This window comes from Citrobacter sp. MGH105 (genome assembly GCF_001037485.2).
GTDB classification, from domain to species: Bacteria; Pseudomonadota; Gammaproteobacteria; order Enterobacterales; family Enterobacteriaceae; genus Citrobacter; species Citrobacter portucalensis.
This window is the reverse complement of the sequence record NZ_CP073048.1, coordinates 2,778,889-2,798,624: the sequence shown is the minus strand read 5'-3', so window position 1 is coordinate 2,798,624 and position 19,736 is coordinate 2,778,889. Positions and strand designations below refer to the sequence as shown.

21 protein-coding genes are annotated in these 19,736 nt (G+C 50.8%); 7 read left to right on the top strand and 14 right to left on the bottom strand.

Features of this window, described 5'->3' with window-relative positions:
* Positions 1-216 precede the first annotated feature (216 nt).
* The 5 genes from anmK to pdxY all read left to right on the top strand — a co-directional run bounded on the left by anmK (position 217) and on the right by pdxY (position 4,797).
* A complete protein-coding gene (gene anmK / locus SK35_RS13360) occupies positions 217-1,338 on the top strand; it encodes an anhydro-N-acetylmuramic acid kinase (protein WP_048214265.1) in 1,122 nt (373 codons plus the stop codon).
* A gap of 87 nt (positions 1,339-1,425) precedes the next feature.
* A complete protein-coding gene (gene mliC / locus SK35_RS13355) occupies positions 1,426-1,755 on the top strand; it encodes a C-type lysozyme inhibitor (RefSeq protein WP_003029170.1) in 330 nt (109 codons plus the stop codon).
* A 59-nt stretch (positions 1,756-1,814) separates the two neighbouring features.
* A complete protein-coding gene (gene pdxH / locus SK35_RS13350) occupies positions 1,815-2,471 on the top strand; it encodes a pyridoxamine 5'-phosphate oxidase (RefSeq protein ID WP_003029169.1) in 657 nt (218 codons plus the stop codon).
* 126 nt (positions 2,472-2,597) lie between these two features.
* Entirely contained in the window at positions 2,598-3,872 is a 1,275-nt protein-coding gene (gene tyrS, locus SK35_RS13345; protein ID WP_020996426.1) for a tyrosine--tRNA ligase, read from the top strand.
* 64 nt (positions 3,873-3,936) lie between these two features.
* The gene (gene pdxY, locus SK35_RS13340; protein ID WP_048214264.1) at positions 3,937-4,797 is read left to right on the top strand and encodes a pyridoxal kinase PdxY; all 861 of its coding nucleotides are present in this window, start codon (positions 3,937-3,939) and stop codon (positions 4,795-4,797) included.
* A gap of 76 nt (positions 4,798-4,873) precedes the next feature.
* On the opposite strand, the gene gstA is transcribed toward pdxY, so the two are convergent.
* From gstA to blr, 12 genes are all read right to left on the bottom strand, one after another.
* Entirely contained in the window at positions 4,874-5,479 is a 606-nt protein-coding gene (gstA, locus tag SK35_RS13335; protein ID WP_003832787.1) for a glutathione transferase GstA, read from the bottom strand.
* Between the two features lie 104 nt (positions 5,480-5,583).
* The gene (gene dtpA, locus SK35_RS13330; protein WP_020996425.1) at positions 5,584-7,089 is read right to left on the bottom strand and encodes a dipeptide/tripeptide permease DtpA; all 1,506 of its coding nucleotides are present in this window, start codon (positions 7,087-7,089) and stop codon (positions 5,584-5,586) included.
* Between the two features lie 613 nt (positions 7,090-7,702).
* On the bottom strand, positions 7,703-8,338 hold the full coding sequence (gene nth, locus SK35_RS13325) for an endonuclease III (RefSeq protein ID WP_003029161.1): 636 nt from the start codon (positions 8,336-8,338) through the stop codon (positions 7,703-7,705).
* Entirely contained in the window at positions 8,338-9,030 is a 693-nt protein-coding gene (locus tag SK35_RS13320; RefSeq protein ID WP_008784678.1) for an electron transport complex subunit E, read from the bottom strand. The genes nth and SK35_RS13320 overlap by 1 nt, the downstream gene beginning before the upstream one ends.
* A gap of 2 nt (positions 9,031-9,032) precedes the next feature.
* A complete protein-coding gene (gene rsxG, locus SK35_RS13315) occupies positions 9,033-9,653 on the bottom strand; it encodes an electron transport complex subunit RsxG (protein WP_032943336.1) in 621 nt (206 codons plus the stop codon).
* Positions 9,654-9,662: 9 nt separating this feature from the next.
* Positions 9,663-10,715, bottom strand: a complete 1,053-nt coding sequence (rsxD, locus tag SK35_RS13310) for an electron transport complex subunit RsxD (RefSeq protein WP_008784680.1) — start codon at positions 10,713-10,715, stop codon at positions 9,663-9,665.
* On the bottom strand, positions 10,716-12,833 hold the full coding sequence (gene rsxC / locus SK35_RS13305) for an electron transport complex subunit RsxC (RefSeq protein WP_048214263.1): 2,118 nt from the start codon (positions 12,831-12,833) through the stop codon (positions 10,716-10,718).
* Positions 12,826-13,404, bottom strand: coding sequence for an electron transport complex subunit RsxB (gene rsxB / locus SK35_RS13300; RefSeq protein WP_032943340.1), 579 nt, complete (start codon positions 13,402-13,404; stop codon positions 12,826-12,828). Before rsxB ends, rsxC begins: the two co-directional genes overlap by 8 nt.
* Positions 13,404-13,985 (bottom strand): electron transport complex subunit RsxA, encoded by a 582-nt coding sequence (gene rsxA, locus SK35_RS13295; RefSeq protein ID WP_048214262.1) that lies wholly within the window; start codon positions 13,983-13,985, stop codon positions 13,404-13,406. The genes rsxB and rsxA overlap by 1 nt, the downstream gene beginning before the upstream one ends.
* A gap of 75 nt (positions 13,986-14,060) precedes the next feature.
* Entirely contained in the window at positions 14,061-14,501 is a 441-nt protein-coding gene (locus SK35_RS13290; RefSeq protein ID WP_020996422.1) for a DUF2569 domain-containing protein, read from the bottom strand.
* Between the two features lie 91 nt (positions 14,502-14,592).
* Positions 14,593-14,808: a transcription modulator YdgT gene (gene ydgT, locus SK35_RS13285; protein ID WP_008784684.1), complete on the bottom strand. Its 216-nt coding sequence runs from the start codon at positions 14,806-14,808 to the stop codon at positions 14,593-14,595.
* A gap of 291 nt (positions 14,809-15,099) precedes the next feature.
* Positions 15,100-15,225, bottom strand: a complete 126-nt coding sequence (gene blr, locus SK35_RS13280) for a division septum protein Blr (protein WP_003029134.1) — start codon at positions 15,223-15,225, stop codon at positions 15,100-15,102.
* A 241-nt stretch (positions 15,226-15,466) separates the two neighbouring features.
* Between blr and SK35_RS13275 the strand changes: the two genes are divergently transcribed.
* Complete coding sequence (locus SK35_RS13275; protein WP_048214261.1) at positions 15,467-16,507, top strand: oxidoreductase; 1,041 nt, start codon at positions 15,467-15,469, stop codon at positions 16,505-16,507.
* 104 nt (positions 16,508-16,611) lie between these two features.
* Here SK35_RS13275 and add read toward each other — a convergent pair whose 3' ends face one another.
* On the bottom strand, positions 16,612-17,613 hold the full coding sequence (gene add / locus SK35_RS13270) for an adenosine deaminase (protein ID WP_048214260.1): 1,002 nt from the start codon (positions 17,611-17,613) through the stop codon (positions 16,612-16,614).
* 444 nt (positions 17,614-18,057) lie between these two features.
* On the opposite strand from add, the gene SK35_RS13265 reads away from it, so the two are divergent.
* Positions 18,058-18,474: a hypothetical protein gene (locus SK35_RS13265; RefSeq protein ID WP_048214259.1), complete on the top strand. Its 417-nt coding sequence runs from the start codon at positions 18,058-18,060 to the stop codon at positions 18,472-18,474.
* 44 nt (positions 18,475-18,518) lie between these two features.
* On the opposite strand, the gene SK35_RS13260 is transcribed toward SK35_RS13265, so the two are convergent.
* Positions 18,519-19,691 (bottom strand): GGDEF domain-containing protein, encoded by a 1,173-nt coding sequence (locus SK35_RS13260; RefSeq protein WP_230319899.1) that lies wholly within the window; start codon positions 19,689-19,691, stop codon positions 18,519-18,521.
* Between the last annotated feature and the right edge of the window lie 45 nt (positions 19,692-19,736).

The following is a 19,736-nucleotide window of genomic DNA, read 5'->3' as shown; positions in this document are numbered from 1 at the left end:
TATGGCATTTGTGAGCCTGAGGTCACATGTTCTACTGGAACAATATGAAAATCTTAACCGAAATCGGATCAACCGAGTATAAACGAATCATTCATGTAATTGATGTAATTAAACGATCATTGTAATGATTAGCCACCAAAAATCATTAAGGAAGCATGGCATTAGTCGACACTTTATGGTTGAGTGTCAAGGCTAATTTGCTTAAAAGGATGACCTATGAAATCGGGCCGTTTTATCGGTGTAATGTCTGGAACCAGCCTTGATGGCGTCGATGTTGTGCTGGCGACAATAGATGAAACGATGGTTGCGCAGCAGGCGAGTCTGACCTGGCCCATCCCCATTCATGTTAAACAAGCGATTCTGGATATCTGCCAGGGGCAGCAGCTTACACTTTCTCAGTTTGGTCAGTTAGATGCACAGCTCGGTTATCTATTTGCTGAGGCGGTGAATTCGCTGTTGGCGCAAGAAAAATTGAAACCGCAGGATATCGTTGCGATTGGTTGCCACGGGCAAACTGTGTGGCATGAACCGAACGGTGCTGCGCCGCACACGCTGCAAATTGGTGATAACAACCAGATTGTCGCGCGTACTGGGATAACCGTAGTCGGCGATTTTCGTCGACGTGATATCGCCCTTGGCGGGCAGGGTGCACCGCTCGTTCCCGCGTTTCATCAGGCACTGCTGGCACATCCAACGGAACGGCGAATGGTGTTAAACATCGGCGGGATTGCCAATCTGTCTCTGCTTATTCCGCAACAACCCGTTCGCGGATACGACACCGGGCCGGGCAATATGCTGATGGATGCATGGATCTGGCGGCAATGTGGCCAGCCCTACGACAAAGATGCGCAGTGGGCTATTTCAGGAACGGTGATCCTGCCGTTGCTGCAGAATATGCTTAACGATCCTTATTTTTCCGCGTCTGCGCCGAAAAGCACCGGCCGTGAGTATTTTAATTACGGCTGGATAGAGCGTCATCTGGCGCAGTTTCCGGGAATTAGCCCACGAGATGTGCAGGCGACGCTTGCCGAACTGACGGCAGTAACCATTTCAGAGCAGGTCTTATTAAGCGGCGGCTGTGATCGACTCATGGTATGTGGTGGTGGCAGTCGTAATCCGCTGCTGATGATGCGTCTGGCGGCATTATTACCGGGTACAGAGGTTACCTCTACCGATGAAGCCGGGATCAGCGGTGATGATATGGAAGCGTTAGCCTTTGCCTGGTTGGCGTGGCGAACGCTGGCCGGATTACCGGGAAATTTACCTTCTGTGACGGGGGCGTCAGAGCCGAGTGTTTTAGGGGCAATTTATCCTGCCAATCCACGAACTCAGAGTTAACTGAAATTATTCAGCGCGGTATGCCGGTAAACTAAGGATATTAGGGAGGGTGCCATTACCCTCCAGGACCAGGAAAGTCTTCAGGATATGGCTATGAAAAAACTGTTGTTAGTGTGTCTGCCCGTACTGCTTAGCGGTTGTAGTGTGTACAACCAGTTTGTCGAGCGTATGCAAACGGATACGCTTGAATACCGCTGCGACGAAAAACCGCTGACCGTGAAGCTGAACAATACCCGCCAGACGGCAAGCTTTGTTTATGATAATCAGCTATTGAACCTCAAACAGGGCGTGTCGGCATCAGGTGCACGTTATACCGATGGTATCTACGTATTTTGGTCTAAAGGCGACGAGGCAACGGTCTATAAACGAGACAGAATAGTGCTAAATAACTGTCAGTTACAGAACCCGAAGCGTTGAGATTTTCACCTGGGCGGCGCACAATAGCGTCACCCACTGACAATCCGTAGCCCAACATCATGTCTGATAACGACGAATTGCAGCAAATCGCGCATCTGCGCCGTGAATACACGAAAGGCGGTCTTCGCCGCCGCGATCTTCCCGCCGAACCCCTTGCGCTGTTTGAGCGCTGGCTGGGGCAAGCCTGTGATGCCAAACTGGCCGATCCCACCGCAATGGTCGTTGCGACCGTCGATGAAAATGGTCAGCCGTATCAGCGTATCGTGTTACTCAAGCATTATGATGACAAAGGGCTGGTGTTCTATACCAACCTTGGTAGCCGTAAGGCGCATCAGATCGAGAAAAATCCACGCATCAGCCTTTTATTTCCCTGGCATACGCTGGAACGGCAGGTGATGGTGATCGGCAAGGCAGAGCGTCTTTCCACACTCGAAGTGGTGAAATACTTCCACAGTCGCCCACGCGATAGTCAGATTGGCGCCTGGGTCTCAAAACAATCCAGTCGGATCTCCGCGCGCGGTATTCTCGAAAGCAAATTCCTCGAACTGAAGCAGAAGTTTCAGCAAGGGGAAGTTCCTCTGCCCAGTTTCTGGGGCGGCTTTCGCGTGAGTATTGAACAAATGGAGTTCTGGCAGGGCGGTGAAAACCGTCTGCACGATCGTTTTTTATACCAACGCGAAGATAACGCGTGGAAAATTGATCGCCTGGCCCCCTAAAGATGCAAATTTCTTGTTTTAAGCGCTGGTGCTGATCAATCCGGCGCTTTATTCTATGTTTCTTTCGCATCAGGCGAAAAGTCGTGTACCGGCAAAGGTGCAGTCGTTTTATACATGGAGATTTTGATGGCAAGCAGTAACTTGATTAAACAATTGCAAGAGCGGGGGCTGGTGGCCCAGGTGACGGACGAGGAAGCGTTAGCAGAGCGACTGGCGCAAGGCCCGATCGCGCTCTATTGCGGCTTCGATCCTACCGCTGACAGCTTGCATTTGGGGCATCTGGTTCCATTGTTATGCCTGAAACGCTTCCAGCAGGCAGGCCATAAGCCTGTTGCACTGGTAGGTGGCGCAACCGGTCTGATTGGTGACCCGAGCTTTAAAGCCGCCGAGCGTAAACTGAATACCGAAGACACCGTGCAGGAGTGGGTGGACAAAATCCGCAAACAGGTTGCACCGTTCCTCGATTTCGACTGTGGCGACAACTCGGCGATTGCTGCGAACAACTACGACTGGTTTGGCGGTATGAACGTACTGACTTTCCTGCGTGATATCGGCAAACACTTCTCCGTTAACCAGATGATCAACAAAGAAGCGGTTAAGCAGCGTCTGAACCGTGACGATCAGGGGATCTCCTTTACCGAGTTTTCTTACAACCTGCTGCAGGGTTATGACTTTGCCTGCCTGAACAAACTGCACGGCGTGGCACTGCAGATTGGTGGTTCTGACCAGTGGGGTAACATTACTTCGGGTATCGATTTAACCCGTCGTTTGCACCAGAATCAGGTGTTTGGTCTGACCGTTCCGCTGATCACTAAAGCTGATGGCACCAAATTCGGTAAGACGGAAGGCGGCGCAGTGTGGCTGGATCCGAAGAAAACCAGTCCGTACAAATTCTACCAGTTCTGGATCAACACCGCCGATGCGGACGTTTATCGCTTCCTGAAATTCTTCACTTTCATGGACATTGAAGAAATCAATGCGCTGGAAGAAGAAGATAAAAACAGCGGTAAAGCGCCGCGTGCCCAGTATGTTCTGGCCGAACAGGTTACGCGTCTGGTTCACGGTGAAGAAGGTCTGGTCGCGGCAAAACGCATTACCGAAAGCTTGTTCAACGGCAATCTCAGCGATTTGAGTGAAGCAGATTTCGAACAGCTGGCGCAGGATGGTGTGCCGATGATCGAGATGGACAAAGGTGCCGATTTGATGCAGGCGCTGGTGGACTCCGAGCTGCAACCTTCTCGCGGTCAGGCACGTAAGACCATTGCGTCAAACGCGGTAACCATCAACGGTGAGAAGCAGTCCGATCCGGAATATTTCTTCCAGGATAGTGATATCCTGTTCGGGCGCTATACCTTACTGCGCCGTGGCAAGAAGAACTATTGTCTGATTTGCTGGAAGTAAGATTGAGTTAGCAGGGGCGTGGGAAACTACGCCCCTTTATTTTTTCAGGGTTGTGGTAAGTAAAATGAAGAATATCCTCGCCATCCAGTCCCACGTTGTTTTTGGTCATGCGGGCAACAGTGCAGCAGAATTTCCGATGCGTCGTCTTGGCGCAAATGTCTGGCCGCTGAATACCGTTCAGTTTTCAAACCACACGCAGTATGGCAAATGGACCGGTTGCGTTATGCCGCCGAGCCACCTGACTGAAATTGTTCAGGGCATTGCTGATATTGATAAACTCCAGACCTGTGACGCAGTACTGAGCGGCTATCTTGGCTCAGCAGAACAGGGCGAGCATATTTTGGGTATTGTTCGCAAAGTAAAAGCGGCAAACCCGCAGGCAAAATACTTTTGTGATCCGGTGATGGGACACCCTGAAAAGGGGTGTATTGTCGCACCCGGAGTGGCGGAATTTCATGTACGCCATGCGCTCCCGGCTAGTGACATTATTGCCCCGAATCTGGTTGAGCTCGAAATTCTGTGCGAGCATGCGGTGAACAATGTCGACGAGGCCGTTGCAGCAGCGCGTGAACTGATCGCTCAGGGACCAGAAATTGTACTGGTGAAGCATCTGGCACGCGCAGGTATCAGCACCGACCGTTTCGAGATGCTGCTGGTCACCGCTGAACAGGCGTGGCATATCAGTCGTCCGTTAGTCGATTTTGGCGCACGTCAACCGGTTGGTGTGGGTGATGTGACGAGTGGCTTGTTGCTGGTGAAACTGCTGCAGGGCGCATCTTTACAGCAGGCGCTTGAGCATGTAACTGCGGCGGTGTACGAAGTGATGATTGCCACTAAAAATATGCACGAGTATGAGCTGCAGGTTGTGGCCGCACAGGATCGTATCGCGAAGCCTGAACACTACTTTAGTGCAACTCAGCTGTAATTAATGCCCGATGGCGCTCACGCTTATCGGGCATATTTTAGCTGTAGGCCGGGTAAGTGCCACCCGGCAACAACTATTAATTTAACCCTTCTGCTTTCAGCGCTGCGGCAACCGCCGGGCGTTCAGCCATTCGCGCCATATAGGCGTCAATATTACTTAATCCTGCCATATTCAGCTTAACCGCATAGGCCCAACGCAGTACGGTAAACAGATATGCGTCGGCGATGCTGAAGCGCGGGCCGCAGATCCATTGGTTATCTTTCAGCGAGTCGTTCACATACTGCATTTTTTTCTCCAGCAGCGCGCGAACGGTTGGCTTGAAGTCTTCCGGCGTATCGGGACGGAACAGTGGCGTAAAGCCTTTATGCAGTTCAGTCGCAATGTAGTTAAGCCATTCGATGGTTTTGTAACGGGAGAGGCTGCTGGTAGGGGCAAGGAGCTGGCGGTCTGGCACACTGTCCGCCAGGTATTGCATGATGGCAACACCTTCGGTAAGTAGCGTACCGTCATCCAGCAGCAGTGCGGGAACTTGCCCTTTTGGGTTTACCGCGAAAAAATCATCGCCATTTTCCAGACGTTTCTTCATCAGATCAACACCATCCAGCGTGAAATCTTTACCGCTCTCACGAAGTGTGATGTGGGAAGCGAGAGAACAAGCGCCCGGTTTGTAGAACAGTTTCATCGGTAACTCCTTTTGGCTGAGGTATATCGTATGGTAGTGCTACCTCAGGCAAAAAAAAAGCCGCTAACAACAGTTAGCGGCCTGAAAATGAGTTTCCCTGAGAATTACGCTGTCGCGGCCTTAGAGGCTTTCTCATTGACGTCATCGTCCTGAGTCATACGGTTCAGTTTCGGAGCCGTCAGCAGCATCAGAACAGCGATAACAGCCGTCGCAACACCAATCTGCAGGAACACACGACCGTAGACTTCAAGGGACATCAGCGGGTCAGTCACGTTCTCTGGTACAGCCATCATGTTAGCGACGTAGCCACCGATGATGTTTGCACCGGCAGTGGTCAGGAACCAGCTACCCATGATGAAGCCCATCAGGCGCTGCGGAACCAACTGTGCCACCATTGCCAGACCCAGACCGGAGATCATCAGCTCACCGATACTTTGCAGACCGTAGCAGATAATCAACCAGTTAACGGAAACGATGCCCGCATCGGTAGCGAATTTCGCGCCCAGCGGCAGGATCAGGAATGCACCGGAACACAGCACCATACCAATCGCAAACTTGGTCGGCATCGGCAGGGTATCGCCCATTTTGTTATAGATAGCGGCGAGGATTGGGCTACCAATGATGATCCAGAACGGGTTCAGTGCCTGGTACTGTTCAGGTTCGAAAGCAATGCCAAGAATAGAGTGCTCAACGTTACGAATCGCAAAGAAGTTCAGTGAGGTCGGCATCTGGCTGTACAGCACGAAGAAGATAATCGCTTCCAGCATCAGGATGAAGGCGACGATCATTTTACGACGCGCAGCACCGTGCATGGTGAAGGCTTCTTTACCGAAGATGAACACGATACCCAGCGCAATGACGCCCAGAACCATACGAGCGATCTGCTGGTTGTGCAGCAACCAGGTTGCAATCGCGATCAGTACCACAACACCAGCAATGGTCAGCAGCAGGTTACGGAAGTTGATCGGTTCAAAGTCCGGTTTAGAACCGTACTGTTTAACCCAACGCTGGCAGAATGCGAAGTTAACAACGGTAATCAGCATACCCACGACGCTCAGAGCGAACGCGGTGCTCCAGCCGTAACGCGCAGCCAACCACGGTGTTGCCAGCATAGAGAAGAATGAACCGATGTTGACGGACATGTAGTACATGGTAAATGCACCATCAAGACGCGGGTCATCTTTGGCATAGCAGGTAGAGAGCAGGGAGGATGGGTTTGCTTTAAACAGGCCGTTACCGACCGCGATGGCCGCCATGCCCATATAAACGATACCCGCATCGTGACCGGACCATGCTACCAACGCATAACCGATGGCCAGCACAACGGCACCCAGCATAATGACACGTTTTGTTCCCAGAACTTTATCACCTAACCAGCCGCCAATGGCAACCAGACCGTACACCAGGGCGCTAAAGGACGAGAAAAGGGTGATGGAATCCGCTTCTGACATACCCAGCTGTTTAACCAGGTAGACGGCCATAATCCCTTGCAGGCCGTAATAACCAAAACGTTCCCACAGCTCAATAGAGAAAATGAGATAGAACGCTTTTGGTTGTTTGAAGGCGTTTAAACTTACGCTTTCTGTTGGTTTATTGTTTGCAGTAGACACTTTTACCTCTTTTTTTACATCCCATATCAACGGGGGTGTTCAGGTACGTGATGAGTCAAGTTCATCCGTCCGATTGTTATAGTGGGAGGGGAAACGGCAAGTAATGTTCACTATCTTGACCATTCAGACAAGTGGTTTGTAATAATCTGTTACATATATCATGACTGGTGAAATCGTCGGGGCTGTGAAATGTTATCTAGCGTTAAATTTCTTCATTTCTAAAATGGCAGATTTTTACACTGTTTAATCACCGCCATAACCGCAATGCGGCGATATGTTCTGCTATTTAAGGTTGAATCCAGTGATATAGGCCATTATCTGAAAAATAGGCAGTGTAATGTTTTGTTTAGAAACTGTGCAGTTAGGTCATCTAATTGTCACCTTAACTAAAAAATAAAAATTTATTAACATTGTGTTAGCTGGATGATCTGGATCACGTATAGATAGAAATTTCTTTTGCTAAAAAAACGATTAACCTGCTCAGGTGTTAATTAACAAGAATATTGCATTAGATATGAGCAATTGGATGGCATCATTGTCGGGAAAATAAACGCTGGGGAGTGCATAACTAATCGTTATGTATGTAAGGGGCGAGGAGGATGCCCCGGCAGCATTAGATATCGACTTTCTCTTTGAATTCGCAGAGATCTTCAATAATACAGGAACCACAGCGCGGCTTTCTGGCGATGCAGGTGTAGCGGCCATGAAGAATTAACCAGTGATGGCAATCGACTTTAAATTCACTGGGTACGACTTTCAGCAGCTTCTCTTCAACCTGCTCGACGTTTTTACCCGGGGCGAATTGCGTGCGATTACAGACGCGAAAAATGTGGGTATCTACGGCGATAGTGGGCCAGCCAAAGGCGGTATTTAACACTACATTAGCCGTCTTTCGCCCAACTCCAGGGAGAGCTTCTAACGCAGCACGGTCTTCAGGCACTTCACCATTATGTTGTTCCAGCAGAATGCGGCAGGTTTTAATTACGTTTTCCGCTTTGCTGTTAAACAAACCGATTGTCTTGATGTAGGACTTAACACCTTCAACGCCGAGCTCCAGCATCGCAGCAGGCGTATTGGCGACGGGGTATAGCTTAGCCGTCGCTTTATTGACGCTGACATCGGTCGCTTGTGCGGAGAGCAAGACCGAAATCAACAGTTCAAACGGCGATGTAAAATTAAGCTCGGTTGTTGGATGCGGGTTGTTATCCCGCAGGCGCGTCAGTATTTCCAGACGTTTTGCTTTGTTCATTACGCATTCCCTGTTTCACCCGCGGGACTGTCCACGACAGCCGCCTCGGCACGACGTTTCTTCATTTTCTCATCAATCAGATACTTCACTGCCAGCATCAGACCCAGGCCAATAAACGCGCCCGGTGGTAGCATGGCCAGCAGAAACGGTGTATCAGTATGGAAGATCTCAACGCGCAAGACTTTGGCCCAGCTACCCAATAAACCGTCTGCACCATCAAACAGTGTACCGTTACCAATTATTTCACGCAGCGAGCCCAGAACAAACATGGCACCTGTTGCGCCCATGCCGATGGAGAAACCATCAAGTGCGGATAGTGCAGGGCCCTTTTTGGCGGCGAAGGCTTCTGCACGGCCAACAACAATACAGTTGGTTACAATCAGCGGGATGAAGATGCCCAGAGACTGATACAGGCCGAAGGCGTAGGCATTGATCAACATCTGTACCGCACTCACCACGGAGGCGATAATCATGACATAAATCGGGATACGGATTTCAGGTGGTGTCCAGCGGCGAAGGGCTGAAATTGTCAGGTTGGTCAGCGTCAGGACGAGCGTAGTCGCAAGTCCAAGACCCAGCGCGTTAGTGGCGGTAGAGGTGACGGCCAACAGCGGACACATCCCGAGTAGTTGCACAAGCGCGGAGTTATTTTTCCATAACCCCTGGACAATCACGTCTTTAATTTCGCTCATGGTTATTCTCCACAGGCGCTAAGTTGAGGGAGTTGCGCAGGCAGCGTCTGCGCATACAGGCCGGCACGTTTAACCGCGTTAACCACCGCACGAGGTGTAATGGTTGCGCCAGTAAACTGGTCAAAGTCGCCGCCATCTTTTTTCACTGCCCAGTGAGAGGTGTTATCCGCAGAAATTGTTTTACCGCTAAAATGGGTGATCCAGTCGGACAGTCGCAGTTCGATTTTATCGCCCAGCCCAGGCGTTTCATGGTGTTCGGTAACCCGCGTACCCAACACGGTACCCGTGAAATCGACACCCACCAGCAGTTGAATCGCCCCGGAATAACCATCTGGCGCCGTAGCTTCAAGAATCGCAGCAACAGGACGATCGTCCTGGCGGGCAATATATACACGGTGCGTACCTTTGCCTAACGCCGGCGCATTGACCAGATAACAACTTTCAGACAAGTTATTATTGTAGCGATCGCCAGGCAGAACCTGATCGAACAGCGTTTTTTGCTGTATCGCGGCCTGTTCATCAATGGTTGACTTGGTTAATTGATTGATTGCTGCGGTTAACCCCGTTGAGCCCGCAGCAAACAGCGCCAGTGTAATACCGTGTTTACGAATCGTTTTCAGCATATCTAGTCCTTAGCGATGTCCGTACACGCGAGGGCGGGTGTAATAATCAATCAGGGGAACCGTGATATTTGCCAGCAACACGGCAAAAGCCACGCCATCAGGATAACCACCAAAACTGCGTATCAACCACACTAACAGGCCCGCAAGCGCGCCAAAAATCAGACGACCACGGTTGGTTGTTGATGCTGTAACGGGATCGGTAAGAATAAAGAACGCACCTAACATCGTCGCGCCGGAAAGCAAGTGCAACTGAGGCGATGCCAGTGAGTCTGGCGAAAAAATCCAACCTAAAGTGGCACAAACAGCGAGCGACAGCAGGAAGCTAACCGGGATATGCCAGCGAATCGCTTTTTGCCATAACAGCACGATACCACCAACCAGCCAGGCAAGGTTCACCCACTGCCAGCCAGCGCCTGCCAGCATGCCGCTGTAGATCGGGTATTGCATCACCTGCTCAACGGTACGTCCGGCATGCAGGGATGTCTTAAAGGTATCAAGAGGTGTTGCCTGACTGATACCATCGATACCCATACGCAGCGAATTCATATCCCCGCCGCTGGCGGTATGTCCGTTAAAAATAACGTTCAGGGCGTCAAAGAAACCAGGCACCGTGGCCGCAATTTCATGCGGCGGCAGCCAACTGGTCATCTGTACCGGAAATGAGATGAGCAGCACGACATAGCCAATCATGGCAGGGTTAAACGGGTTCTGCCCGAGCCCGCCATACAGCTGTTTCGCAATGATAACCGCAAATACCGTGCCTAATACCACCATCCACCATGGCGCGAGGGGCGGAATACTGACGGCCAAAAGCAACCCAGTGAGTAACGCAGAGTTGTCTTTTAAAATTGCCACAATGGGTTGTTTACGCAGTTTAAGCACACCCGCTTCGGCAGCAATAGCGCTGATGGCAGCGAGAACGATCTGGAACAACGTGCCCCAGCCGAAGAACCACAGCTGAGCGGCAATCCCCGGCAATGCAGCAAGTAATACCAGCATCATGATACGCGATGTCTGGCGCTGGTTATGGGTATAAGGGGAGCTTGCTATTCTGAATACCATTTATTCCTCGTTTACAACCTGCTGCTGTGCGGCTTTCTTTGCCTGAGCGCGTGCGATGGCGGCCGCGACGGCGGCTTTACGTGGATCAACCGGCTCGGCTGTTTCGGCTACCGCCTGCTGCTCTAGCTTGCGGGCTTTGGCGCGGGCGATTGCCGCTTCGACGGCAGCTTTACGCGGATCAATCGGTTCGACTGTTTCTGTTACCGCTTCTTGTTTAAGTTTGCGGGCTTTGGCGCGAGCGATTGCCGCTTCCACGGCAGCTTTACGCGGATCAACGGGCTCGGTTGTTTCTGTTACCGCCTGCTGCTCGAGCTTGCGAGCTTTGGCGCGGGCGATTGCCGCTTCCACGGCAGCCTTACGCGGATCAACCGGTTCGGCCGTTTCTGTTACCGCTTCTTGCTCAAGCTTGCGGGCTTTGGCGCGGGCAATTGCCGCTTCCACGGCAGCTTTACGCGGGTCTGTACCCGTGCTGCTGCCTTCACTTTGCGGCGGGTTTTCCTTACGGGAAGCACGAGCTTGCGCCTTACGCGCCTCGCGTGCGGCAATCACGGCGCTATTGTCAGGTTTTTCACCTGCCTGAATGACCACCGGTTGCAGCGCCTGAGCCTGCTTTTCTTTTACGCGAGCCAGCGCGGCGGCAATGGCATCATGATCTTTGGCCGCCGGCTGAGCAGCGGCGCTCTTATGGCGTTCAAGACGTGCTGCTTTTTCACGTTCAAGGCGCGCCTGTCGGGCTTCAAACCGAGCTTTTGCTTCTGCGGCGCGCTTTTCTTCCTGACTAATGGCGTAAATCTCGGCTTTTTCCTGACGGAAATACTGTACCAGTGGAATATTGCTTGGGCATACCCAGGCGCAGGCACCGCATTCAATACAGTCGGCGATATTGTGGGCCGTCGCTTTGTCGTGCTGTTGCCCTTTACTGAACCAGTAAAGCTGTTGTGGCAGGAGATCGGCCGGACAGGCATCGGCGCATGCGCTACAGCGAATGCAGCCTTTCTCTTCTGGCGTTTCACCCATTTCACTGGCAGAGGGGGCCAGAAGACAGTTGGTTATCTTCACCACCGGGACATCCAGCCACGGCAGCGTAAAGCCCATCAGCGGCCCGCCCATAATCACCATCTGGTCGGCGGAAGGGCAGAAGCCCGCATCGTTGAGCAGATGACGAACCGGCGTACCTAAACGCGCCCAGACGTTGCCCGGACGACTGACTGCTTCACCTGTTAGCGTCACGACACGTTCGGTGATCGGCTCTCCGTCGATTACTGCACGTTTAATTGCGTAGGCGGTTCCGACGTTTTGCATCAATACGCCGATATCAGAGGAGCGTCCGCCGTGGGGAACCTGCTTGCCGGTCAGGATTTGTGTTAACTGCTTGGCCCCGCCGGACGGGTACTTGGCGGGGATCACGCGTAGGCTAATGTCGTGTGAATCAGCCAGCACCGCGCGCAGCATAGATATTGCCTGCGGTTTGTTATCTTCGATACCAAGGAGGATCTCGCGTGGCTGAAGAATGTGCGCCAGGATGCGGATACCTTCGACGACCTGAGCGGCACAGTCCTGCATCAGGCGGTCATCTGCCGTAATGTACGGCTCGCATTCGGCGGCGTTAATGATCAGCGTTTCAATTTTATCTCCGCCGCCCTGCAGTTTAACGCCGGTGGGAAAACCTGCGCCACCCAGCCCGGCAACGCCGTACTGATGAATACGCGCAATCAGCTCTTCCCGGCTGTGGGAGCGATAATCGGTCCAGCCGTCTCGCTCAATCCAGCGATCTTCGCCATCGGCGTCTATGATGACGCTCAACTCAGCCAGTGCCGAAGGATGCGCGGTGGAGTGCGGGGCAATGGCAACAACGGTGCCTGATGTTGGCGCATGGACTGGAAGCATTCTGCCACGTCCGCGGGTTAAGGGCTGACCACGCAGCACGGTGTCACCCACGTTTACGCACAGTTCACCCTCCGCACCAATATGTTGTTTCAGCGGAATAACGAAACGCGGTGCCAGCGGAACCTGTCGCAACGGTGTTCCGTTTGACTGGGTTTTCATTTCTGGTGGATGAATGCCGCCATCAAAGTCCCAGATTTTATTTTTTCTGAATGCAGAGAATAACTTAAACATGTTGTTCCACGGGAATGATGCGCACAGGGATGGTGTTTAAATCCCATTTCCAGCTATCGGGTGTCTCGGCTACCGGGCGTAATTCAATACATTGCGTCGGGCACGGGTCAACGCACAGGTTGCATCCAGTGCAGAGATCGCTCATTACCGTGTGCATGGCGCGGGTCGCGCCCACGATGGCATCGACCGGGCAGGCCTGAATACACTTAGTGCACCCAATACAGTTATTTTCATCAATGACCGCCAGCATTCGCACCGGCGTAACGTCTTGTTCATCGCCATCAATAGGCTGCGGATCGACATTCAGCAGGGCGGCAATTTTTAACATCACCGCTTCGCCGCCGGGGGCGCAACGGTTAATTTTTTCACCCTGAGACCCGATCGCTTCAGCATAAGGATGACAGCCCGGATAGCCGCACTGGCCACACTGGCTTTGCGGGAGAATTTCATCAATTTTCTCCACGACCGGATCATCTTCAACGGCAAAACGTCGTGAGGCGTACCCCAAAATAGCGCCGAACGCCAGACCCAGTAGACTCACTGCGGCAACGGCAATCCAGATAGCATTCATTACAACTTCACCAAACCACTAAAGCCCATAAAGGCCAATGACATTAAACCAGCGGTAATCAGCGCAATCGCATTGCCGCGAAACGGCGCTGGGACGTCCGCCACGGCGAGGCGTTCGCGGATCGCGGCGAACAGTACCATCACCAGCGAGAAGCCGACGGCGGCGGAAAAACCGTATAGCGCCGACTGTAAAAAGTTATGGCCGAGGTTGATGTTCAGTAGCGCCACACCTAACACTGCGCAGTTAGTGGTGATCAGCGGTAGGAAGATCCCCAGCAGGCGGTACAGCGCAGGGCTGGTTTTGCGCACAACCATTTCGGTAAACTGCACGACGACGGCGATAACCAGAATAAAAGCCAGCGTGCGCAGATAGATGAGATTGAGCGGAATTAGGATCCAGTTATCAATCAGCCAAGCGCAGATGGATGCCAGTGTCATGACAAACGTCGTGGCAAGGCCCATACCCATTGCGGTTTCCAGTTTTTTGGAAACGCCCATAAACGGGCAAAGGCCCAGAAACTTCACCAGTACAAAGTTATTGACCAGTACAGTTCCGACAAACAGCAGCAGGTAATCAGTCATTTTTCGGCCTGAAATAAAAAGCCGCCTATTATCTGACAATCTTCAACAGGCGACAACAGGTTAACTGTAGGGTTATTACGGGTTCACAAACGTCGATTTAACGCGCTGCGATCGTTTGAAGTAGGGCACCAACAGTGCTGCAGCCAGTAATGGGAACAGCAGTTGGCGCACGGCAAAAGCGTCTGGGACGGGTGAAAACGCAAACGCTTTAATCGCCAGCAACACGGAGATCAGCAGCCACAGAATGTAATGCTTAGGCACACAGGCTCTGCGTTTGAAAAACGCAATCGTCAGCCACAGTGTGTAATACCACATGGCGATCGCGGTAATAAAGGAGACGCCCCATAACAGCAAGTTTGCCGTACTTTGCTCACCCAGCGTTTTGAAGGTTTGCGGTGTAGCCAGCGCAGTGACATAAAGTAATAACGCCAGCGAAGCGCTCAACAACGCGACTAACAGCCAGGCCAGTGGCCCAAGTAGCCAGCCTCCGATACGTTGTGCCGGTGTTGTAGTCATCTCTTCTCCAGGTTTACGCGCGCAATCAATCATGCCATTCATTTTGGGGCAATTATTATAAAGCTTTTAACGTTGAGCGCTACTTTCTTCTTTATTGCACGTAATGCCAGACTGATTTAGGTACCTGACCAACATCAAACAGACGACCTCCGGAGATAAGCTCCGCACGGCGATGGTCTGCGGCACGGTACATATTGATAATGTCGTTATCGTCGGTGAGCGTGTAGTTAAGATGGTCGAACAGTTTTTCCAGACTTTCGAGCGAACTGATTTTGCGGAATTTTAATAAGTAATCCTGAACGGTCATAAATGCAGATCCATATTAATAAAATAATACCAACGGAGTAGAAAATATAAAAATAAACAACGAGCACAGGGAAAAGCGCATTTACGTGCAAATGTAAGAAGAGTGTTCATACCTGTGAAAAATCAGGCGCTATGCGCGTCTTGAGCAAGGGTAACGCGCTTAGCGATCGCTGGCAATATGCAGCGGAGCGGGACGCGGCATAATTCGCTTTTTTTGACAGAAAGCGATCTTTTACCGGCAGACCCTGCAACTACCAATGTTAATTGCCGGGCAATAAAAGGCTGCTGATGCTTATTTCTTCTGCACTGCCGCAACGGGCTCTGGTGGCTGGTAATTGTCAATATGATTGGCAACACCCAGCAGGATCACGGAGACGGCGAGAACAATCCAACCTGTTAATTCAATAAGACGATTCATTACTGATGACATTTGCTTTGATTTATCCATAAACACAGGCTGCAAATGTTACTAATCTCTCATTAATACAGCAAGATGATTGGGAACGATTTCTACCTCTTTTTCGCTGCAAGTTAAGCATAAGTGGCATATGTTTGACTTAAGTTAAAAAACAACCTTTGTAGCGCAAAGGTTATTAAACTATTGAGACGTTGCAAGGTATGGTGTGAAATAGGTCAGTCCTGAATTGAGAGGCAATAACATGAGTGACAACATCCGCGTTGGGCTAATTGGCTACGGTTATGCCAGCAAAACCTTCCATGCCCCACTGATTGTGGGCACGCCGGGTCTGGAACTGGCTGCAGTGTCCAGTAGTGATGAAGCAAAAGTGAAAGCAGACTGGCCTACGGTGGCGGTTGTTGCTGAGCCTAAGCATCTTTTTAACGATCCAAATATCGACCTGATTGTGATCCCCACGCCAAACGACACGCACTTTCCGTTAGCGAAAGCAGCGTTGGAAGCGGGCAAACATGTGGTTGTTGATAAGCCCTTTACCGTGACACTGTCACAAGCACGTGAGTTGGATGCGCTGGCACGTAGCCTGGGGCGTGTGTTGTCTGTATTCCATAACCGTCGCTGGGACAGTGATTTTCTGACGCTGAAAGCTCTGCTGGCGGATGGTGTTTTGGGTGAGGTAGCGTATTTCGAATCCCATTTCGATCGTTTCCGCCCACAGGTTCGTGACCGCTGGCGTGAACAGGGCGGTCCGGGAAGCGGTATCTGGTACGATTTAGCACCGCATCTTTTGGATCAGGCGATTAACCTGTTTGGTTTACCTGTCAGCCTGACGGTAGACCTGGCCCAGTTGCGTCCGGGCGCGCAGGCGACGGATTACTTCCATGCCATCCTGACGTATCCGCAGCGTCGTGTGATCCTGCATGGCACCATGCTTGCTGCTGCAGAATCGGCCCGTTATATTGTGCACGGATCGCGTGGCAGCTATGTGAAGTATGGCCTTGACCCACAGGAAGAGCGTCTGAAAAATGGCGAGCGCCTGCCTCAGGAAGACTGGGGATATGATATGCGCGATGGCATATTGACCCGAGTAGAAGGCGAAGAGCAGGTTGAAGAAACCTGGCTAACCGTACCGGGCAACTATCCGGCGTATTATGCTGGCATTCGTGATGCGCTAAACGGCAACGGTGAAAACCCGGTACCGGCGAGACAGGCTATCCAAATTATGGAGCTGATTGAGCTGGGTATAGAATCTGCGAAACATCGTTCGACGCTGTGCCTTGCCTGATTAGGTAAATGGCGCAAGGCGATACCTTCCTGGCATCGTATCCGGCCTACAATGAAAACCAACGTAGGCCGGATAAGCGTTAGCGCCATCCGGCACTTTACCTGTTACGCTGCGGAGACTTTCTCGCGCAAGGCTCGTTTTTCTTCGTTACTCAGGAATGCCATTTCCAGACCGTTGATTTGGGCCTGACGGATCTGTTCGCGCGTTAGGCCTGCAGCTGGTGCGGCAATGGTGTACTCGTGAATAATATCCACACCCTGAACAGCCGGGTCGTCCGTATTCAAACTGGCGATAACGCCATGCTCAAGGAACGTTTTCAGCGGATGGTTCGCTAGTGAGGCAACGGTGCTGGTCTGAATGTTTGATGTCAGGCAGGATTCGATACCGATACGGTGCTCGGCGAGGTAATCCATCAACGCACGATCTTCAACGGCTTTAACGCCGTGGCCAATACGTTCAGCGCCTAGCTCTTTAATGGCCTGCCAGATGCTTTCTGGTCCCGCGGCTTCGCCCGCATGCACGGTAATACGCCAGCCGGCGTCGCGTGCCTGGTTGAAGTGAGAAAGGAACAGGCTGCCCGGGAACCCCAGTTCGTCACCGGCCAGATCCAGTGCCGTAATATGGTCTCGGTGGGCTAACAGCGCATCCAGTTCCTGCAGACAGGCGGCTTCGCCGAAAGTACGACTCATAATGCCAATTAAGCGAGCTTCGACGCCAAAGGTCTTGCAGCCCTCGCGTACGCCTGCGATGACGGCTTCAACCACACCTGCAACCGGGAGCTGATGCGCCATCGCCATGTAGCCAGGGGAAAAACGCAGTTCAACATAGTGCAGACCGTTACGTGCTGCATCCTCAATATTCTCAAACGCCACTCGACGACACGCATCCAGCGAGGCCAGTACCTTTACTCCCCAGTCGAGCTTGGATAAAAAGCTCACTAAATCTGGCTCAGTTGATGTGACTTGCACATGAGGGATCAGCGTTTCCAACGTTTGTGCCGGAAGCGTTAAGTTGAACTGACGACCCAGATCCAGGATCGTTTGTGCACGGATGTTACCATCAAGGTGGCGATGGACGTCGGTCAGGGGGAGAGAAGTATCAATCATGGTCGCACTCGTGTATTTAGGTAAAGTGCAGGCCATTATACAACAGAAAAATGTTCCTCTAAAAACTTTAAAAAAAGCAGTGCAGAGTTCGGGGTTATGGGGAAGCAAGTATCGCCAAATTGTTGACCATGCTGTTAGCGCACTAACAGAGTAGTGTTCCGACTCCCTGATCCTTGAGACCGTATCACGATGCTTATGCCTTGCGGTGGTAAGACGGGCGTAAAATAAGCAATAACGCATTTCCTGCAGCATGTGTGTAATAAGAGGATTTCATTTTTTAAGATTATTTACCTCGTTTTTATTTAATTACTACCTGTCAGTGTTATTTTATTCAGATATTTATTGAGTAACATTGCTAATAGCGAAAAATGGACACTTTCCAGTTTATGAATGTGCTGCGAAGTATGTTATAAAAACACAATAACTACTGAGGGTATTAATAAAGTGAAAAGTGTAAAGCTAATTGTCAGTACAATGTTCTGTGGAAGTTTGCTGCTGGCAACTGCGCCTGCGCATGCGGCATATAAAGCGGATGAAACGCATGTAATCCAGTTTAAGAAAGGTACAAGTGGCGCAGATATCAAGGGGACAATTACGGGTGATAAAACAAAAGATTATACGTTTGTCGCCAAAAAAGGGCAGACCATGCAAGCAGTTCTGAAAAGCGCCTGGCCTCATCCTTTCATGAGTATTATTGCACCGGGCGAACAATTCATTTTTGATGGCATGATGAGTGGTGATACTTATAAAAATACGCTGCCTGCCAGCGGTAAATATACCATCAGAATATATCAAAAAGGCGCGGCGAAGGATGAGGGGAAAACCAACGCATTCCAGCTGCACATGAAAATTACCAACTGATCATGAGGAAAAGATCGCCCAGGTGGTGATCTCTTCCTTTGCTATTAAACTTCTTCGCCAGAATAAGCCACAACGCAATTACGGCCTCGGTTTTTTGCCATATACAGGGCGCGGTCTGCGCAATCAGCTAGTTGTTCGGGGGCTGAACGGTTGTCAACCGAGGTTACGATACCCAGGCTGATGGTGATGATGCGTGGAAAATCACCTTTAGTCGTGGCCTGAGTTTGTTGTTCTACGTGTTTTCTGATTCGCTCTGCGATGTTAAATGCTGCATCAGCGTTAGTTTCAGGTAGCAAAATAGCAAACTCTTCTCCGCCAATACGCGCCACGATGTCGTTACGCCGACTCAGTCGCTGCATAATTTCTGACAGTTTAATTATCACTCTGTCACCCTGCAAATGTCCCCAGGTGTCATTGACCGACTTAAAGAAATCAATGTCGCAAAAGACAATGCTCAGGGGTTTATGGGTCGCTGTCATTTTAATCTCATTGCTGAGTGCGTTATAAAAATAGCCACGGTTGAAAAGTCGGGTCATCGGGTCGCGGACTGAATTTTCATAGGATAATTCATAGGCCTGACGTGAGGCTTTGTAGCGCTTGAAAATATCAGACATGAGCACGATCATCACGGCCATTGCGCTAAGGCACTCCAGGCCTCTGGCGAGATACCATCCAGCGGAGTCTATATGCGTGTACTTCAGCATAATGATGACACTTAACAGATTGCTCAGGGCAACCAGTGACATACTTACCCAAAACTGTGTTTTTAGCCGGGTTAATTTTGCCCCTAATAAAACGATACAGGTCCACAAGATAATGAGGACATAAATAAAACTCCCACGCCAGGGTCTAAGCCATTCAAACGTTTCTGTGTCGACCAACTGAAACGATATTGGCGTAATACGGATGGAGTAGAGGATAGCCATTACCAGATGCAACATGCACCATAAATAAGTGGCGTAAATGACTGTTTTACCATGCTTTTCTTTTTTATTTTTAAACGTATATAAATAGTATGTTGCAAAAAACAACCCCGTAATTAACATGTTCCTCATAAAGTATAAAACAGCAATGTCATTGTAGATGACACCAGGAAGGCCGTTTTTATAAAAATAAATATAGAGCGCAAGAAATAAGAAAACCCCCGAGAAATAAAATGCGCAGGCCAGGGGTAAAAGATATTTTTTGCGCCGATAACTCATGTAATTCATCGTCATAAAGCACCCCGTCTGAATGTGCAATACACCAGCAAAGGTTGCAAT

What these genes read in the sequence shown, in the direction of transcription:
- anmK (WP_048214265.1), top strand. Translation starts at nt 217, where the DNA reads ATGAAATCGGGCCGTTTTATCGGTGTAATGTCTGGAACCAGCCTTGAT.
- mliC (WP_003029170.1), top strand. Translation starts at nt 1,426, where the DNA reads ATGGCTATGAAAAAACTGTTGTTAGTGTGTCTGCCCGTACTGCTTAGC.
- pdxH (WP_003029169.1), top strand. Translation starts at nt 1,815, where the DNA reads ATGTCTGATAACGACGAATTGCAGCAAATCGCGCATCTGCGCCGTGAA.
- tyrS (WP_020996426.1), top strand. Translation starts at nt 2,598, where the DNA reads ATGGCAAGCAGTAACTTGATTAAACAATTGCAAGAGCGGGGGCTGGTG.
- pdxY (WP_048214264.1), top strand. Translation starts at nt 3,937, where the DNA reads ATGAAGAATATCCTCGCCATCCAGTCCCACGTTGTTTTTGGTCATGCG.
- gstA (WP_003832787.1), bottom strand. Translation starts at nt 5,479, where the DNA reads ATGAAACTGTTCTACAAACCGGGCGCTTGTTCTCTCGCTTCCCACATC.
- nth (WP_003029161.1), bottom strand. Translation starts at nt 8,338, where the DNA reads ATGAACAAAGCAAAACGTCTGGAAATACTGACGCGCCTGCGGGATAAC.
- SK35_RS13320 (WP_008784678.1), bottom strand. Translation starts at nt 9,030, where the DNA reads ATGAGCGAAATTAAAGACGTGATTGTCCAGGGGTTATGGAAAAATAAC.
- rsxG (WP_032943336.1), bottom strand. Translation starts at nt 9,653, where the DNA reads ATGCTGAAAACGATTCGTAAACACGGTATTACACTGGCGCTGTTTGCT.
- rsxD (WP_008784680.1), bottom strand. Translation starts at nt 10,715, where the DNA reads ATGGTATTCAGAATAGCAAGCTCCCCTTATACCCATAACCAGCGCCAG.
- rsxC (WP_048214263.1), bottom strand. Translation starts at nt 12,833, where the DNA reads ATGTTTAAGTTATTCTCTGCATTCAGAAAAAATAAAATCTGGGACTTT.
- rsxB (WP_032943340.1), bottom strand. Translation starts at nt 13,404, where the DNA reads ATGAATGCTATCTGGATTGCCGTTGCCGCAGTGAGTCTACTGGGTCTG.
- rsxA (WP_048214262.1), bottom strand. Translation starts at nt 13,985, where the DNA reads ATGACTGATTACCTGCTGCTGTTTGTCGGAACTGTACTGGTCAATAAC.
- SK35_RS13290 (WP_020996422.1), bottom strand. Translation starts at nt 14,501, where the DNA reads ATGACTACAACACCGGCACAACGTATCGGAGGCTGGCTACTTGGGCCA.
- ydgT (WP_008784684.1), bottom strand. Translation starts at nt 14,808, where the DNA reads ATGACCGTTCAGGATTACTTATTAAAATTCCGCAAAATCAGTTCGCTC.
- blr (WP_003029134.1), bottom strand. Translation starts at nt 15,225, where the DNA reads ATGAATCGTCTTATTGAATTAACAGGTTGGATTGTTCTCGCCGTCTCC.
- SK35_RS13275 (WP_048214261.1), top strand. Translation starts at nt 15,467, where the DNA reads ATGAGTGACAACATCCGCGTTGGGCTAATTGGCTACGGTTATGCCAGC.
- add (WP_048214260.1), bottom strand. Translation starts at nt 17,613, where the DNA reads ATGATTGATACTTCTCTCCCCCTGACCGACGTCCATCGCCACCTTGAT.
- SK35_RS13260 (WP_230319899.1), bottom strand. Translation starts at nt 19,691, where the DNA reads ATGACGATGAATTACATGAGTTATCGGCGCAAAAAATATCTTTTACCC.